The sequence below is a fragment of the Halomonas sp. BC1 genome, assembly GCF_002078135.1.
Lineage (GTDB): Bacteria > Pseudomonadota > Gammaproteobacteria > Pseudomonadales > Halomonadaceae > Vreelandella > Vreelandella stevensii.
Map to the genome: position 1 here is coordinate 486869 of NZ_LFGS01000019.1, position 16407 is coordinate 503275.

At 61.9% G+C, this 16407-nt stretch carries 13 protein-coding genes; 7 read left to right on the forward strand and 6 right to left on the reverse strand.

The window, feature by feature from the left end; genetic code table 11:
• Positions 1–92: 92 nt before the first annotated feature.
• Together mdoH and B7L72_RS16310 are read right to left on the reverse strand one after the other, a co-directional pair.
• The gene (mdoH, locus tag B7L72_RS16305) at positions 93–2051 is read right to left on the reverse strand and encodes a glucans biosynthesis glucosyltransferase MdoH (RefSeq protein ID WP_081195544.1); all 1959 of its coding nucleotides are present in this window, start codon (positions 2049–2051) and stop codon (positions 93–95) included.
• Entirely contained in the window at positions 2044–3573 is a 1530-nt protein-coding gene (locus tag B7L72_RS16310) for a glucan biosynthesis protein (RefSeq protein ID WP_081195545.1), read from the reverse strand. Before B7L72_RS16310 ends, mdoH begins: the two co-directional genes overlap by 8 nt.
• A gap of 193 nt (positions 3574–3766) precedes the next feature.
• On the opposite strand from B7L72_RS16310, the gene B7L72_RS16315 reads away from it, so the two are divergent.
• Both B7L72_RS16315 and B7L72_RS16320 read left to right on the forward strand, forming a co-directional pair.
• On the forward strand, positions 3767–5377 hold the full coding sequence (locus B7L72_RS16315) for an alkaline phosphatase (RefSeq protein WP_081195546.1): 1611 nt from the start codon (positions 3767–3769) through the stop codon (positions 5375–5377).
• Positions 5374–6783, forward strand: coding sequence for a mannose-1-phosphate guanylyltransferase/mannose-6-phosphate isomerase (locus tag B7L72_RS16320; protein WP_081195547.1), 1410 nt, complete (start codon positions 5374–5376; stop codon positions 6781–6783). Before B7L72_RS16315 ends, B7L72_RS16320 begins: the two co-directional genes overlap by 4 nt.
• Positions 6784–6820: 37 nt before the next feature.
• Here B7L72_RS16320 and B7L72_RS16325 read toward each other — a convergent pair whose 3' ends face one another.
• From B7L72_RS16325 to B7L72_RS16340, 4 genes are all read right to left on the reverse strand, one after another.
• Complete coding sequence (locus B7L72_RS16325; RefSeq protein ID WP_039176564.1) at positions 6821–7183, reverse strand: DUF4870 family protein; 363 nt, start codon at positions 7181–7183, stop codon at positions 6821–6823.
• 11 nt (positions 7184–7194) lie between these two features.
• Positions 7195–8127 (reverse strand): lysophospholipid acyltransferase family protein, encoded by a 933-nt coding sequence (locus B7L72_RS16330; RefSeq protein ID WP_081195548.1) that lies wholly within the window; start codon positions 8125–8127, stop codon positions 7195–7197.
• Between the two features lie 4 nt (positions 8128–8131).
• Positions 8132–8527, reverse strand: coding sequence for a DUF4870 family protein (locus B7L72_RS16335; RefSeq protein WP_016914603.1), 396 nt, complete (start codon positions 8525–8527; stop codon positions 8132–8134).
• A 117-nt stretch (positions 8528–8644) separates the two neighbouring features.
• Positions 8645–9034, reverse strand: a complete 390-nt coding sequence (locus tag B7L72_RS16340) for a VOC family protein (protein WP_016914602.1) — start codon at positions 9032–9034, stop codon at positions 8645–8647.
• A 421-nt stretch (positions 9035–9455) separates the two neighbouring features.
• Between B7L72_RS16340 and B7L72_RS16345 the strand changes: the two genes are divergently transcribed.
• From B7L72_RS16345 to B7L72_RS16365, 5 genes are all read left to right on the forward strand, one after another.
• The gene (locus B7L72_RS16345) at positions 9456–10826 is read left to right on the forward strand and encodes an MFS transporter (RefSeq protein ID WP_081195549.1); all 1371 of its coding nucleotides are present in this window, start codon (positions 9456–9458) and stop codon (positions 10824–10826) included.
• Positions 10827–10940: 114 nt separating this feature from the next.
• Complete coding sequence (locus tag B7L72_RS16350) at positions 10941–12737, forward strand: acyl-CoA dehydrogenase (RefSeq protein WP_081195550.1); 1797 nt, start codon at positions 10941–10943, stop codon at positions 12735–12737.
• Positions 12738–12860: 123 nt separating this feature from the next.
• A complete protein-coding gene (locus B7L72_RS16355; protein WP_081195733.1) occupies positions 12861–14507 on the forward strand; it encodes an acyl-CoA synthetase in 1647 nt (548 codons plus the stop codon).
• Positions 14456–15352, forward strand: coding sequence for a 3-hydroxybutyryl-CoA dehydrogenase (locus B7L72_RS16360; protein ID WP_081139087.1), 897 nt, complete (start codon positions 14456–14458; stop codon positions 15350–15352). The genes B7L72_RS16355 and B7L72_RS16360 overlap by 52 nt, the downstream gene beginning before the upstream one ends.
• Positions 15353–15480: 128 nt before the next feature.
• On the forward strand, positions 15481–16254 hold the full coding sequence (locus B7L72_RS16365) for an enoyl-CoA hydratase-related protein (protein WP_081195551.1): 774 nt from the start codon (positions 15481–15483) through the stop codon (positions 16252–16254).
• The last annotated feature ends 153 nt before the right edge of the window (positions 16255–16407 follow it).

Sequence of the window (16407 nt, forward strand, 5' to 3'; positions counted from 1 at the left end):
AGGCTGCGCTGCCGCCCCGGCCGCCAGTAAATGAACAGCGAGCGAGCCATGCCGCCTGCGCGGCGCAGCGGTGCCAGGGTCAATGAAGGCATTTAATGAGGCTCCTTGGCACGGGAAGCGGCGTTTCGGCGCGAGGACAAGGCCTTCAACGGTTGGCTGGGCATGTCACCGAACTGCTCCCGTGGCGGCTGGTTGGGGGTGGCCGAGCCACTGACGATCAGACGTTGGGAATGACGTGCGCACAGGTCGGCGAAGTCTTGCAGCAGGGGTGGGGTCGGGCAGCCGGTGGGGATATGCAGCAACCCCAGCCGTTGGCTGGCCATCCCGCCCCAGGTGCCGCTGCTGGAGTACTTCACCAGCGGGGCTGCCGCGACCAGGCCAAGCCAGGCTGGTGTCAGCCAGCCAAAGGCCGAGGGTGAAAAAAGGATCATCAAGCCTGCCCAGAGGCTGCCGCACAGCGTCATCCAGCCAGTGTGCCGCCAGCTTTCCCGCCAGCTCAGCGAGCGCTCGCCCCGATGCTGGGTCTGCCAATCGATGGCGCGCCCGATCAACACATTGATGATGAACAGGCTATGCCACGCCATCATCAACGGTGCGATCAGGGCGGCGAAGAGCATTTCCAGCAGCGTGCTGGTGATGAGAGCCAGGCGGCCATTGAAGGCGCGGGGGGCTTGCCACAGCGCCAGCACAAGGCCGAGTATCTTGGGCGCCAGCAGCATGCCGAGCGTCACGCTGAGCAGGCCAAGGGAGAGACTGTGCGGCAAGAGCGGAGGCGCGCCGTTGTCGATGGCCTGATAACCCACCATGAAGCTTGTGCACAGCAAGAGCCCAAGCCATACCAGCGATGAGAGATAAGCGAAGGCACCAAACAGAAAGTGCAATCGGCTAATCGGGTGAAACCCGGCACCGGTCAGCAGCCGAAGGTGCTGGAGGTTGCCCTGCAGCCAGCGCCGATCACGCTTGGCAAAATCCAGCAGGTTGCTGGGCATCGCTTCGAGGCTGTGATTGCCTGCCAAGGGCAGGGGCGAGGCGGCGGAGGCCGTGGCCGAGGTATCCAGCAGCACTTGCCAGCCGCCCCGCTTGAGCAAGGCGGCCTCGACAAAGTCGTGGCTCAATAATTCACCGCCCAACGGGGGCTTGCCAGGCAGGGTCGGCAACCCGGCATGGGCCATGAAGGCATGGGTGCGGATAATGGCGTTATGCCCCCAGTAGTTGGCGGCGTCGCCCTGCCAGAAACTTTGCCCTGCCGCCAGCATGGGGCTGTACAGCGCCGACGCAAACTGAATGAAGCGGCCGAACAGGGTGCGCTGACCCACCGGCAAGGGGACGGTCTGGATCAGCCCTACGCCCGCGTAGCGCTGCATCTGATGCACCAGATGCAGCAAGGTGGTGCCGCTCATCAGGCTGTCGGCATCCAGCACGATCATGTAGTCGTAGCGCCGCCCCCAGCGACGGCAAAACTCGGCAATATTGCCCGCCTTGAGGCCGCGATTGTCCGGCCGCCGCCGATAGTGCACGGCCACCTGGCCAGCCAGCCGCTGCTGCAAGGCGGCCACATGGGCGGCCTCTTCGGCGGCCTGGTCAGCCTGCTGCGTGTCGCTGAGGATGAACACCTCGAAATGCGCTTGTAACGGGGTGGCTGCATAGTGAGGGTTGCTGCTCATTTCCTGGAGCAACGAGCGACAGGTGGCTTCGAGACCGGCCAGAGTGGGGATGGGGGGCTCGGCATAAATCGGCATGATCAAGGCCGTTTTGCTGGATAGCGCATTGAGGGCTGGCCTATGAGACTGACGTTTCAAGGTCAGAGGGTCCAGCCGCAGGCTGCACAAGATGAAGCCGCATACCGCTCCCCAGAAGGCCAGGGCGATCCAGCTGAAGGTCAGCCCAAACAGCACCAGCATGACGATGCGCCAGCCGAGCGCCAGGTTGGCGACCACGTTGGCCATGACCAGGCAGCCAACCACGCTGGTGCCGATGACCAGCGTGGCCAGCAGCGTACGGCGGGCATTCAGCCAGGGAATGAGGGGGCCAAGAGACGTCGAACTAGGCATCGGGATACCATACGTAGTTCCAGCTCTCGGTCAGTGGCTCCCCGTCGTGGGTCAGGCGCAGGCGTATATCGCTGGGGCGATCGGAGGGCAAACGGAAGGTGGCCCGCCAGCCATGGTCGGGTAGCCGCTTCACCTGGGGAAGCTGGGCTTCGCCGTCCAGTACGCTGATGTCCAGCTCCGGTACGACCTCCTCGGCCAGCGTTTCCAGGGGGCCGCCCATGAAGTCGACCACCAGCTGGCGCTGGTCGGCAGATGCAGAATCGGCTTCTCCAGGGACGGCAGCACTGCCTTGGCGCGTGCGAATCACGCGGCCCAGAGCGTGCTGCTCGGGCTGAGTGTTCAGCGTATAGGTGCGGTAGTGAAGCCTGCGTGATTCACCCGCCTTCAGTGGCGCATCGGCTACCCAGTAGGCAACGATATTGTCGTGGGTTTCATCCGGCGTGGGGATCTCGACCAGCTCGACATGGCCCTCCCCCCAGTCGCCAATCGGTTCGACCCATTGGCTGGGGCGACGATGATAGTGAGCTTCCAGATCCAGATAACGATCGAAGTGGCGCTCTCGCTGCATCAGGCCAAACCCCTGTGGATCATGGTCCATGAACGCGGAGATACGCAGGGCCGAGGGGTTTTGCAGCGGGCGCCATATCCACTCATCCTGGCCGGTGTGAACCAGCAGCCCATCCGAGTCGTGAACCTGGGGGCGAAAGTCGTCGGGCCGCTGAGCTGTTGCTTCCCCAAAGGTGAACATGCTGGTCAGTGGGGCAACCCCCAGCTTGGCCACGTCGCTGCGAGCAAACAGCTCGGCTTCCACCTCGGCTTCGGTCTGTTCACCGGGTGTCAGCGTGATGCGATAGGCGCCGCTCAGCGATGGGCTATCCAGTAGCGCCATGAGCGTAACGCTCTCGTCCTCCTGCTCGGGCTTGACCAGCCAGAATTCACGAAACTCCGGAAACTCCTCCCCCCGCTCGGAGGCGGTATCGATGGCCAGGCCCCGTGTGGAGAGCCCATACGCTTGCCCCTGGCCTACCAGCCTGAAGTAGCTGGCGCCCAGAAACACCGCAAATTCGTCCGCGTAGTCCGGGTCGTTGATAGGGTAGTGGAGCCTGAAACCGGCATGACCGCTGCCGCTCAGGTCGTGCTCCAGCAGTTCACTGGCCGCACCGTCGTAGGTGAAGTCCTGTTTGCTGAAGGCCAGGGGAGACAAGGTCTCACCATCCAGCACATTCAGGGTAACCGGCGTTTGAAACAGAAAGCCGCTATGAAAAAGCTGTAGGCTGAACGGGCTTTCGTCTTTCCAGTAGGCGCGCTCCGGGTTGAAGCGAATCTGCCGATATCCGTCGTAGTCCAGTGATTGCAGCGCCTCCGGCAGGGTGGCTTCGGGTGTCTGATAGGGCGCATCGGCCAGCTGCTGGGCCTGCGCTATGATAGCCTCGAAAAGTACTTGTTCCTGGCTGGCCATGGCTGAGGCAGAGCACAACCAGCTCAACGACATCATCCAGCTTGCAGCGGTACGACGGCCCATGATCGAGTTCCTTTCGTGGTCAACCCAAAGACGACAGCACAATGTGATATGAAATAATTAAACAAAAGCTGTACGCTTAACAAGTCCTGTTTATTGATTGTGGCACCGCAATGCGTTCTGACCAGCCAAAATGGGCAGGTCTGGCTTGTTCCATGGCCTTGTCAACGGCCTGTCAATTGCCCAAGAGGTGTGAATGTTTCGTCTCCTGCTCGCTATCCTGGTGGTCAATACATTACTGGTCATGCCGCTGTGGTGGCGCTTTGGCACCTGGGGGGTGCCGCTGTTGGCCTGGGAGGCTTGGGTGCTGGTGCCCACCTTGTGGTTGCTCCCTGCCCGGCCATGGCGAAGTGCCGCTGGCCTACTGGTGGTCAGTGCGCTGGCCTTGTTCACGCTCATCAATCTTGGGGATGCCGCCACCCACAGCGCTTTTGGCCGTTCGTTGAACCTGTATCTCGACGTGCCGCTGATGCGCTCCGTTTACCACCTGCTTGTAGGTAATGTAGGCCAACTTGCGGCTATTTGCTTGATGCTACTGGCATTGGTGGTGCTGTTGGGGGGTGTATGGGGGTTGTTGCGCTTGCTGCTTCCCAGGGTGCCGCTTTCGCTGGCGCGCGGTCAGGGCAAGCTTGCTCTGGGGGTTCTGGTGGTGGCTGCGGGCCTGCTGCTGCTGGAGGCAAACCGCTACCGCTGGGTGCCCCATTCTACGCTGCCGGTGGTGAACACGGCGCGTTTTCAGTGGCAGCAGGTGGTTTCGACCCATCAGGCACGGCTGGCCTTCACCGAACAGCTGCAGGCTTCACCCATGGCCACCCGGGCGTTGCCTGGGCTGGAAGGGCGCGATGTGCTGCTGACCTTCATCGAGTCCTACGGCGTCACGGCGCTGGATGACCCGCGCTACAACCGGCAGATTCTGGCTACTCTGGCCGAGATCGAGTCGCGCCTGGAGCAACGCGGGCTAGCGGTGGTGTCCGGGTTGATGGATGCGCCGATTCGCGGCGGGCAGTCGTGGCTGGCCCATGCCACCACGCTCAGCGGCCGCTGGATCGACAACCAGCTGTGGTATCGGCTGATGCTCGATAGCGATCACCCCACGCTGATCGATGATTTTCGCGCCACGGGCCAGCACACGCTGACCGTGATGCCAGCCATTACCCTGGCCTGGCCCGAAGGCGAAGCCTACGGTTTCGACCAGATCGTCGCTGCCAGAGACATGCCTTACGCAGGGCCGCCGCTCAACTGGGTCACCATGCCCGACCAGTTTACGCTGGACTATACCCAGCGCCACTTGCTGGGCGGCTCCCCGGTGTTTGCCCAAATCGCGCTGATCTCCAGCCATGCCCCCTGGGCGCCCATCCTGCCCGTGCTGGAGAACTGGTCGATGGTGGGGGATGGGTCGATTTTCGCCCCGTGGGAGAACGCGGCCGACCCGCCCGAGGTGATCTGGCGCGATATCGAGCGTATTCGTGACCACTATGCCTGGTCTGTGGACTACGCTGTGAAAGTCACCGGGCGCTGGGCAGAGCGGGTGGCCGATGAGCAAACCCTGCTGATTGCCTTGGGTGACCACCAGGCGGCGCCCCTGATTACCGGAGAAAATGCCAGCGCGGCGGTGCCGGTGCACATCGTCAGCGGCGACCCTGAACTGTTGGCCCCTTTCATGGCGCGTGGCTTCGTGAACGGTATGCTGCCCGACCTGTCAGCCACCTTCGATGCCCCACCCATGAGCCAGTTACGCCACTGGCTGCAAGAAGATTTTGGCGCAGTGGAACCGTTACCGGGTACGCAACCAAGGACGACACCATGATTCAACCCGTCATTCTCAGCGGCGGCAGCGGTACACGGCTGTGGCCGCTTTCCCGCGAGCAGATGCCCAAGCAGTTTTTGCGCCTGACCGGCGAGCAGAGCCTGTTACAGCAGACACTGGCTCGGCTTGCGGACATCACCGCACAGCCCGCCATGTTGATGGGCCATCACGCGCATCGCTTTTTGATGGCCGAGCAGCTTCGCGAAGCTGGCCAGCAGGGGCAGGTAGTTCTGGAGCCGGAGGGGCGCAATACGGCCCCGGCCATCGCCTGTGCCGCGCTGTTGGCACGCCAGACGGGGGACGACCCACTTTTGCTGGTGCTGCCCGCCGACCATGTGATTGGCGATGTGGCAGCGTTCACCGACAGTGTGCGGCGGGCCACGCCGTTGGCTGAGCAAGGTTATCTGGTGACCTTTGGCGTCGTGCCGACTCATCCGGAAACCGGCTACGGTTACATTGCCTGCGGCGCGGCGTTGGGAGATGGCCACCATCTGGATGCCTTCATCGAAAAGCCCCCTCTTGAAAAAGCCAAGGCCCTGCTGGCCGAAGGCAATACGCTGTGGAACAGCGGCATGTTCCTGCTGCGGGCATCGGACTATCTCGCCGAGCTGGCACGGCTACAGTCTGACATGCTGGCGGCCTGTCAGGTAGCGGTAGACGAGGCGCACCACGATCTCGATTTCCTGCGCTTGCACGAGGCCTCTTTCAAGCGCTGCCCCAGCGAGTCCATCGACTATGCGGTGATGGAGCACTGTGCCAGGGCCGCCGTCGTGCCGCTGGACGCGCGATGGAGCGACATCGGTAGCTTCGATGCGCTGATGGCCACGCACACCCCTGATGCGTCTGGCAACGTGGTGACCGGTGACGGCGTATTGCGAGATACCCAGCGCTCGCTGGTGGTGGCCAATCATCGCCTGGTGGCGACCCTGGGCGTCGAAGACCTGGTAGTAGTGGAAACGTCGGACAGCGTGCTGGTGGCTCGCCGCGATCATGCGCAGGGGGTCAAGCAACTGGTGGCGGCCTTGAGCGAGGCAGGGCGGCGTGAGCCCTGCTCGTCACCGCTGGTGCACCGCCCCTGGGGCAGTTTTCAGGCCATGGACAGCGGCCAGCGCTATCAGGTCAAGCACATTACCGTGCGCCCCGGTGCACGGCTGTCGTTGCAGCGCCATCATCATCGCGCCGAGCACTGGGTGGTGGTGAGCGGCACTGCCAAGGTCACCGTGGAGGAGCGCACCTTTCTGGTCAGCGAGAACCAATCGACCTACATCCCGATAGGGGCGCTGCATCGGCTGGAGAACCCGGGCAAGATTCCGTTGGAGCTGATCGAGGTGCAGTCCGGCAGCTACCTGGGCGAAGATGACATCGAACGGTTGGACGATGTTTACGCGCGCCACAGCGACGACTGAGCCCGCCGCTACTTCTTCAACACAGCCAGATGCTTCTTCACCACAGCCAGCTGCCAGGCCTTGCCGGGGGCTGGCCCTTGCGTACCGCCAGCCAGCCAAGCGTGCAGCGCACGCCCAGCCAAAGGGCCAGCAGCGGCCACAGCAGCGCGCCGAGAAACAGCAGGGTCAAGGTGAACGTGACCAGGAAATAGAGGCTGCCGATCCAGAATGTGCGAATCAGGTAGCGGTAGTGGGCCTGCAGCCAGGGCGCTGCCTCGCGACGGTACACATACGCCACGATCACACCTATCAGCAGGGTGATGTTGGCGGTGACCAGCCCGGCCAGGTACAGCGCATAGACGATCTGCGGCGGGCGCGTATCCTGTGGCGGGTTAGGCGGGTGGGGGGAAGATTCGGTCATGCCACTCTCGTTCAATAAAGGCGGAAATCGTTGGCGTTGGCGAGCCCTTGCTGCTCCTCCACGACCTTGCGGTAGCGCTTGTATTCCCATTGGTACTGGGGTGGGTCCAGGGCAATCGAAGCTTCCACGCTGGCGTTGACACCGGTGGCTGACAGCGTGTCGTCCTCGCTGTAGACCCGTTCGTCGGCATCCAGAAAGTGAATCTCGAACCCCTTGCCGGGAATACGTCGTGCCACTCCCGTGACCACACGAGCCTGGGTCCGAGCGACCAGCTTGGGTAGCAAGGTGGCCGTGTAGGCCTCGTGCCCGTAGAACTGCGCGAATACGCCACTGCCCCAGGCGGGTTCCTGGTCGGGCAGGATGCCGATGGCTTCGCTGCGCTTCAAGGCTTTCAGCAGGGAGGCGACCCCACGAGGGTTGGTCGGCACCAGCTGTGCGCCCATGCGCTCCCGGCCGTGGCGCGTAATGGCTTCCAGGTCAGCGATCTTGGGCGGTTCGTACATGGCCGTGAACGGGAAGTGGCTGGAGAGCCAGAAGTTGAGCACTTCCCAGTTGCCAAAGTGGGGCGCCAGTACGATGACGCCGCGCCCTTCGGCCCGTGCGCTGTCCAGCTTGTCGCGCCCGTGCACGGCCAGAATGCTGGCTTCCACCTTCTCGGGAGGCGCCATCCAAGCGTGGCCAAGCTCCAGCATGGTGGCCGTGGAGTGCTGCAGGCTCTGAATCGCAAACGCCTTGCGCTGCTGAGCGGACTGGTCTGGAAAAACCCGCGCCAGGTTCAGCTCGGTCACGCGTCGCTCACGCTTGCTGAAGCGGTAGATCTGAGGCCCCATGAAGGCTGCAATGCGCCATAGCCGAGTGACGGGCCAGCGGGAGAGCATGCGCCAAAGCCCGGCGATGGCACGGGCCTGATACTGCGCCCGGCGGGTGTGTAACGGTTCACTCATGGGATCACAGCAGCCAACTGTCGACGTTGGAGGGCGCGCGCTTCTCTTGCAGCCCTTTGAAGCCTTTGACGCAGCGCACGATAAACCACACGGCAAAGGCCAGCAGCAGCGGAAAGCCGATGAGGATGAGCGTCAGCAGCGTGGCGATACTGCCGTACAGTAGCCCGATCCAGAACGTACGAATTTGATAACGGTAGTGTTCGTCCAGCCAGACAGGGCCCTTGCCGCGATACACGTAGGCAATGATCACCCCGATGACTGAGGTGAAGCCCACCACGAAACTGGCCAGATAAAGAGCATAGATCACCATGGCCATGGTGGTGTCGGGAGCCGGTGAGGGCGTTTCAGATGTGTCGGTGCGGTTGACCACTTCACCTTCGATGGGGGTGTCGTCGCGCATGGGCGTTCCTTCTTTTCGATTCGACGATAGCATCCAGCGGATACCCTGTTAGCCCGCCATGATAGCGTGGGCAGGGCGACTTATCACCCGTCGGCCCGCCCAGTATGGCGGTCTGGTTCAGGGCTGGCGTGCGGCTGGCCGACAGATTTCGAGCAGGTTGCCGTCGGGGTCGCGCAGGTAGAGGGATTCGATGGGGCCATTGGCGCCCTGGCGGGCCACCGGACCTAGCTCCACATCGACTTCGAGCGCGTCCAGATGCTGCTTGAACTCATCCAGCGGCAGTTGGCAGCGCAGGCACAAGTCCAGGCTGCCAGGCGTTGGGGTGGCCGACACCGGGGCAATGTCAGTGTCGGTTTGATGCAGGCGCAGGGCCGTATCACCCAGCAACAGGTCGACCCGTTGGGCATCCCGATAACGCACATCCAGACCCAGCACACGGGAGTAAAAATCCACGGCGCGACCCATATCGGTCACGGTTACAACAAGATGGTCCAGACCTGAAAGCATGCCTCTTTCCTTAAATACGAACGTAAAACCAGAGAATACGATGATGCGACGCTGCCCGCCATGTCAGCGGCAGTCGCACGACCATCGCGCCGTCGCAAGGCCGTGACTGGGTCACCGACAGTGTCATCAGTTTGCCACGGTTGCATGGCTATGTGGGGTTTAAGGTGCCCATGGGTCGCGCGATGGGCGCCGGGCAGCTATTTTGGGAAGGGCAAGAAACGTCATTCCATGGCTTGGGATAGACGAATTTTCCGCCAATGAAGTATTCAGTTATCAAAAACACCAGACTGCTGGGCATGGGGCTGAAAAAGCATTGACTTTATGCCGCTGGCAGCAATAATTGCGCGCCCGTTTTCTGCCTGCCGGTGCGATAGGCGTACAAACGGCCATCGATTCATACTCAATGCAATGTGAGGTACGCATGTCGCGGCAACTGCTGGCCATGGCGCTGGCGCCCCTACTCGGGCTGTTCATTCTGGGCATTGGCAACGGTTTTCTCGCCACCTTGATCACCATTCGACTGGACGCTGCGGGCGAGTCGGTCACGGTGATCGGTATCGTGTCGTCTGCCTATTTCATTGGACTGGCCCTGGGGGCCATGTTCAATGATCGCCTGTTGCTGCGCATTGGCCATATTCGTGCTTACGGCAGTTTTGCGTCGCTGGTGGCTGTCACCGTGCTGTTGCAGGGGTTGTTCTTCGACCCTTGGGCGTGGTTTGCCCTGCGCCTGGTGGGCGGTTGGGCCACGGTAGGGGTCTATCTGGTCATCGAGAGCTGGCTGTTGACCGCGGGCGACCAGAAAGTGCGTGGCCGCCTGCTGGCGCTCTACATGATTTCTCTTTATGCCGCTGGCGTGCTGGGGCAATTGATGCTCGGCGTGACCAGTGCCATGGGCGACACCGCGCCCTTCATGGTGATCGGCCTGCTGGCGTCGCTGTCGGTACTGCCGATGGCCATGATTCCCCGCGTATCGCCACTCATCGAGCATGCCGAGCCATTACCCCCGCATCGGCTGATCACCATGACCCCGACCGGCGTGATGGGCAGCCTGGGGTCGGGCATGGTGGTGGCGGCGGCTTATACGCTGTTGCCGCTCTATCTCCAGCGTATCGGCATGAGTGTCAATCAGGTGGGGCAACTGATGGCGGTGGTGATTCTTGGCGCCATGCTGCTGCAATACCCGATTGGCCGCTGGTCGGACCGCCACGACCGCCAGATGGTGCTGATCGGCATCAGCGCGTTCTGCGTGGTGATCTCGGCAGCCATGCTCTGGCTACCGCTCTCTACTCCTTTGTTGGTCGCGCTGCTGTTCCTGCTGGGTGGGGGCGTATTTGCGCTTTACCCGGTGGCCGTGAGCCACGCCGCCGACCGTGCACCCGCAGGGGCGCTGGTGCGCATGAGCCAGGGCCTATTGCTGATCAACTCCATCGGGGCCACCATCAGCCCGCTGATGATTTCGCCGGTGATGACCGCCATGGGCGATGCCGGACTGTTCTGGGCCTTTGGCTCGCTCAGCCTGTTCTTCGTGCTGTTCTTCACGTGGCGCCGCAGCGTGCGCCCGGCCCCGGTCCCCGTGGCGCCGTTTACCGCCACGACGCCCATGACCGCTGCCGGTGCTGAACTGGTGGTGACCGAAGAGCTGGTGCAGGGGGCGCTTGAGCATGAGCATCTGGAAGACCTTTCCGATGTGGTGCCGGAAGTGGAGGTCGCCGAGCCGGTAGTGGGGCCGCCCCAGGAAGACGAAAGCCACATCACTTATTACGACGACGTAGAAACCGAGGTGCGCAAATAAGTCGCTGAGGCGGCTATCAGGTGAGACCTTGGGCTAATGGTGCGCTGGAAGTAGTGAAACTACTATCGAAGATAGTGTTTTTGCTACACCGATCCTTTTGCCCGAGGTATTGCCATGAATTACTACGCCGCGCCGGTCCGCGATCTGCGCTTTGTGCTGGAAGAGATGCTGGCGCATCGCTCGCTGTCGCTGCCAGGCTTCGCAGAAGCCACCCCGGATCTCGTTGAAGCCGTACTGGAAGAAGCTGCGAAGTTGGCAGGTGACGTCTGGGGGCCGCTCAATAGTACGGGAGACCGTCAGGGAGCCCAACGTCACACCGATGGCAGCGTCACTACCCCCGAAGGCTTCGCGGCCGCTTACCTGGCGTATGTAGAGGGTGGTTGGAACGGCATTGGCGTGTCTGAAGCACTGGGCGGTCAGAACCTGCCCGAAGTGGTGGCCAGTGCGGTGCAGGAGATGCTCCACGGCGCGAACATGGCGTTAGGGCTGTGCCCGATGCTCACCGCCGGTGCCATCGAGGCGCTGGCCCATCACGGCAGCGATGCCTTAAAAGCGACCTACCTGCCCAAATTGGTCGAGGGCTCCTGGACCGGCACCATGAACCTCACCGAACCCCAGGCGGGGTCGGATCTTTCCAAGGTGCGTACCAAAGCCGTTCCAGAAGGCGATCACTACCGCATCAGCGGTCAAAAGATCTACATCACCTGGGGCGAGCACGACGCTGCCGACAACATCATTCACCTCGTTCTTGCCCGTAAGCCCGATGCCCCGGAAGGCAATAAGGGTATCTCTCTCTTTTTGGTGCCTAAGTTCCTGGTCAACGACGATGGCTCGCTGGGCGAGCGTAACGATGTCACCTGCGCCTCCATCGAGCACAAGCTCGGCATTCACGGGTCGCCCACCTGTACTCTCAGCTTTGGTGAAGCCGGCGGTGCCGTGGGCTATCTGGTGGGGGAGGAGGGGCGCGGGCTCAACCATATGTTCACCATGATGAACGAGGCACGTCATAAGGTCGGTATTCAGGGCATTGGCGTGGCCGAGCGCGCCTGCCAGCACGCGTTTGCCTACGCCAATGACCGCACCCAGGGGCGTTCACCCAAGCAGCGTGGCGGCAGCGACTGCACCATCAGCGACCACTTCGATGTGCGCCGTATGCTGCTGTCCATGCGTGCCCGTACCGATGCGCTGCGTGCGCTGGCCCTCTACTGCGCTGGCCAGCTGGATGTTGCCCGTCATGCGGCCGATGACGCCGAGCGCCAGTCGGCCCAGGCCTGTGTGGATGTACTGATTCCTATCGTCAAGAGTTTCTCTACCGACCAGGCCGTGGACATTGCTTCCATGGGGGTTCAGGTGCACGGCGGCATGGGCTATGTGGAAGAGACCGGCGCTGCCCAGCTGCTCCGAGATGCCCGCATCGCGCCCATCTATGAAGGCACCAACGGCATTCAGGCGCTGGACCTGGCAGGTCGCAAACTGCAGCGCGATGGTGGTGCCGCCTTGCTGGCCCTGTTGGCCGAGGTACGCAACACCGCTGACGACCTGAGTAAGAGTACGCGGCTGAATGCCATGGGGCCGCTGTTGAGCGATGCCGCTGACGACCTGCAGGCCGCCATGGAAATCGTGCTGGAGCAGGGTAGCCACCCTGAACAGGGGCCGGATGCTGTGCAAGCCTACGCCACGCCTCTCTTGAACCTGGCGGGCCATGTGCTGTGCGCCTGGCAGATGGGCCAGGCGGCGCTGCATGCCCAGCAAGCCATTACCCAGGGCAGCGACGACCCGTTTTACCGCACCAAGCTGTGCAGCGCCGAGTTCGTCATCCACCAGTGGCTGCCGGTCGGGCGTGCCCAGCGCGCGGTGATCGAGGCCGGCATGCAGTGTTTTAGCCAGTTTGACAGCCGCGTCGCCTACTGATCCCACTGCCGCCGCCTTCCAGGCGGCGGTGTTCATCAGGCATCGCCCATGGCGAGCCTCGCGCCCAATAAAACCCTCAGTCATAAAACCTTCAATAATAAAACCAAGAGTGCAAAACCGATCATGACCTCCATCTTTGAACAAGATCTACCACCGACAGCCGCCAATCACGTGGCGCTTTCCCCTCTAACGTTCATCGAGCGTTCGGCGGCGGTGTATCCCGATTACCCGGCCGTGGTGCATGGCCAGACGCGCCGCACCTGGGCAGAGACCTGGGCACGCTGCCGTAGGCTCGCCTCCGCGCTGGAAAAACGCGGTATTCAGCCGGGCCAGACAGTGGCGGCCATGCTGCCCAATGTACCCGCAATGTTCGAGGCCCACTTCGGTGTGCCGCTGGCGGGCTGCGTGCTGAATACGCTGAATATCCGCCTCGATGCCGATGCCATCCGCTACATGCTGGCCCATGGCGAAGCCAGGGCGATTCTGGTGGATCCTGAGTTTGCCGAGGTGATTCAAGCGGCAGTGGCCACGTTGGAGAGCAAGCCGCTGATCATCGACGTGGCTGACCCGGAGTTTTTGGGTGAAACCCAAGGCATTGGCGAGCTGGAGTACGAGGCGCTGCTGGCCGAGGGCGACCCGGAGTACGCTTATCAACTGCCCAGCGACGAGTGGCAGGCGATTTCATTGAATTACACGTCTGGGACCACGGGAAAACCCAAAGGGGTGGTGTATCACCATCGCGGTGCCTACCTGAACGCGGTGAGCAACATTCTCGAGTGGGGCATGCCGCACCATCCTGTCTACCTGTGGACGCTACCGATGTTCCACTGCAACGGCTGGTGTTTCCCCTGGACCATTGCCGCCAATGCAGGCGTCAGCGTTTGCTTACGCAAGGTAGACCCCAAACGCATTACCGATTTGATCGCTGCAGAGGGCGTCACTCACTTTAGCGGTGCGCCGATCGTGCTCAATGGGCTGGTGAACCTGCCCGCCGAACAGAAGCGGGTGTTCGATCATCCGGTGAAGGTGACCACCGCTGGGGCCGCGCCGCCTGCCTCGGTGATAGCCGGGGTGGAAAAGCTGGGCATTGAAGTGACCCACGTTTATGGCCTGACGGAAGTGTATGGCCCGGTCACGGTATGTGCCTGGCACGCGGCCTGGGACGAACTGCCGCTGGAGTCGCGGGCCAAACTCAAGTCACGCCAGGGCGTGCGCTACCACATGCTGGAAGCGCTCTGCGTCGCTGATCCGGTCACGCTGGAACCCGTTGCCAAGGATGGCCAAACCATCGGCGAAATCCTGATGCGCGGCAACAACGTGATGAAGGGATATCTCAAAAACGCCGAGGCCACGGAAAAAGCGCTGGAGGGCGGCTGGTACCACACGGGCGACTTGGCGGTATGGCATGCCGACGGCTATATCGAGATTAAAGATCGCTCGAAAGATATCATCATCTCGGGCGGTGAAAACATCTCCACCATCGAAGTCGAAGATGCCATTTACAGCCATCCAGCGGTGGAAGAGGCCGCCGTGGTCGCGAAGCCGGATGAAAAGTGGGGCGAAACGCCCTGCGCGTTCGTCAAACTGAAAATAGGTTACGGCGAAGTCACCGAGGCGGATATCATTGCCCACTGCCGTAAGCATCTTGCGAGCTTTAAAGTGCCGAAAACGGTGGTTTTTAGCGAACTGCCCAAAACGTCCACGGGCAAAATTCAAAAATTCGTGCTGCGCGAAGAAGCCAGACAGCACCAGTCAGGGGAACAGCGATGAGCGAACAGCGGATTGGCGTGGTAGGCGCAGGCACCATGGGGCAGGGGATTGCTCAAGTGGTGGCCGCCAGTGGCTTTAACGTGAGGCTCTACGATGTCGCCGATGAGCAGCTCACTCGCGCCAAAAATGCAATCGATAAAGGGCTCGAGAAGCTCGTTGCCAAAGAGAAGATGACGGCAGAGGGCAAGCAGGAAGCGCTGGCTCGGCTTTCGACCACCACGGCGCTGGATGCGCTCAGCGACTGCAGCGTGATCATCGAAGCTGCCCCCGAGCAGCCCGCATTGAAAGAGAAGCTGTTTCGGGATCTCAGCCATTTGAGCAGCGACGCTATTCTGGCGTCGAACACGTCGTCTCTATCACTGACTCGGCTGGCGGCGGTCTGCGAGCGCCCTGAGCGGGTGGTAGGCATGCACTTCTTCAACCCGGTGCCGGTACTCAAGTTGGTCGAGGTGATCCGCGCCGAGCAGACCTCGGATGCCACCGTAGAGCGCATCGAAGCGCTGACCAAAGCGCTGGGCAAAACCGCTGTGCCGGTGGGCGATGCGCCGGGCTTTGCCGTGAACCGTTTGCTGGTGCCGATGATCAACGAGGCCGCGTTTATCGTGCAGGAAGGCACCGCCACGCCGGAAGCCATCGATGACGCCATGAAGCTGGGTGCCGCCCATCCCATGGGGCCGCTGGCGCTGGCGGATTTGATTGGCCTGGATGTGTGCTTGGCGATCATGGAAGTGCTGCAGGAAGGTTTTGGCGATCCCAAGTACCGCCCCTGCCCGCTGCTCAAGCGCATGGTGGCCGCAGGCTATCTGGGCCGCAAAAGTGGCCGTGGGTTCTATATCTACGAATAGCAGGCAGCGAGCTTAGGGGGCGACAAAAAGCTTAGGGGGCGACAAAAGAAGTGATTGCCACCCAACCAAGCGTTCGCTAGGGTTGAGTGGTAACCACTTCTACGCGCAATAACAATTAAGGAGCCGCCATGAGCGACGCAGTGATCGAGAAGGTTGATAACGATGGCGTGGTACGCCTGACCATTAATCGTCCCAAAGCCTTGAACGCGCTGAACAGCGAAGTGCTCAGCGCTTTGGAAGCGCATCTGGTCGAATTGGAAGCTCACCCCAGCCTGCGGGCGGTATTGATTACGGGGGCCGGGGAAAAATCCTTCGTGGCCGGGGCAGACATCACCGAGATGCGTGATAAAACCCCGGAAGAAGCGCGCGCCTTTGCCAGCCAGGCACTGCGCACCATCAAACGCCTGGAAACCTTGCCCGTGCCGGTGGTCGCGCTGGTCAACGGGTTTTGCCTTGGCGGCGGCTGCGAACTGGCGCTGGCCTGCGACTGGGCCGTCGCCAGCGACAACGCCATCTTCGGCCAGCCGGAAGTCCTGCTAGGCGTCATTCCCGGCTTTGGCGGCACCCAGCGTTTGCCGCGCCGAGTCGGTCCCGCCATGGCGATTGATTTGGTCACTACCGGGCGCAAAATCGATGCCCACGAAGCGCTGCGCATTGGCCTCGTCAACCGGGTAATGCCCCAGGCCGAGCTTGAGAACTATGTTGAAGAGCTTACCAAGCAGCTGAAGGGCAACGGGCCGCAGTCGGTCCGCGGTGCCAAGCAGGCCGTGCATGACGGCATGGATCAGGACCTCGATAGCGCCTTGGCCCTGGAAACCAGCCTGTTCGCCTTCTGCTTTGCAGGCCAGGAGCAGAAAGAGGGCATGAGCGCGTTTGTCGAGAAGCGCAAACCCAACTTCTAGGGTTTATTTTTAGTTCATCGCATTCTGGCGTGGCAGCGAAGCAATTTCCGGCCAAGGTGCGATGAACCTTGTTTATCGCGGGCTAAAGCCCCCCTCCAGATCATTGCCCAGCCCTCCTGTGGGAGGCCAATTCCATTGGGCGACTGCCTGGGG

Bases quoted from the DNA above. Each gene is read 5' to 3' on its own strand.
- mdoH (WP_081195544.1), bottom strand. From the start codon at position 2,051: ATGCCTAGTTCGACGTCTCTTGGCCCCCTCATTCCCTGGCTGAATGCC.
- B7L72_RS16310 (WP_081195545.1), bottom strand. From the start codon at position 3,573: ATGGGCCGTCGTACCGCTGCAAGCTGGATGATGTCGTTGAGCTGGTTG.
- B7L72_RS16315 (WP_081195546.1), top strand. From the start codon at position 3,767: ATGTTTCGTCTCCTGCTCGCTATCCTGGTGGTCAATACATTACTGGTC.
- B7L72_RS16320 (WP_081195547.1), top strand. From the start codon at position 5,374: ATGATTCAACCCGTCATTCTCAGCGGCGGCAGCGGTACACGGCTGTGG.
- B7L72_RS16325 (WP_039176564.1), bottom strand. From the start codon at position 7,183: ATGACCGAATCTTCCCCCCACCCGCCTAACCCGCCACAGGATACGCGC.
- B7L72_RS16330 (WP_081195548.1), bottom strand. From the start codon at position 8,127: ATGAGTGAACCGTTACACACCCGCCGGGCGCAGTATCAGGCCCGTGCC.
- B7L72_RS16335 (WP_016914603.1), bottom strand. From the start codon at position 8,527: ATGCGCGACGACACCCCCATCGAAGGTGAAGTGGTCAACCGCACCGAC.
- B7L72_RS16340 (WP_016914602.1), bottom strand. From the start codon at position 9,034: ATGCTTTCAGGTCTGGACCATCTTGTTGTAACCGTGACCGATATGGGT.
- B7L72_RS16345 (WP_081195549.1), top strand. From the start codon at position 9,456: ATGTCGCGGCAACTGCTGGCCATGGCGCTGGCGCCCCTACTCGGGCTG.
- B7L72_RS16350 (WP_081195550.1), top strand. From the start codon at position 10,941: ATGAATTACTACGCCGCGCCGGTCCGCGATCTGCGCTTTGTGCTGGAA.
- B7L72_RS16355 (WP_081195733.1), top strand. From the start codon at position 12,861: ATGACCTCCATCTTTGAACAAGATCTACCACCGACAGCCGCCAATCAC.
- B7L72_RS16365 (WP_081195551.1), top strand. From the start codon at position 15,481: ATGAGCGACGCAGTGATCGAGAAGGTTGATAACGATGGCGTGGTACGC.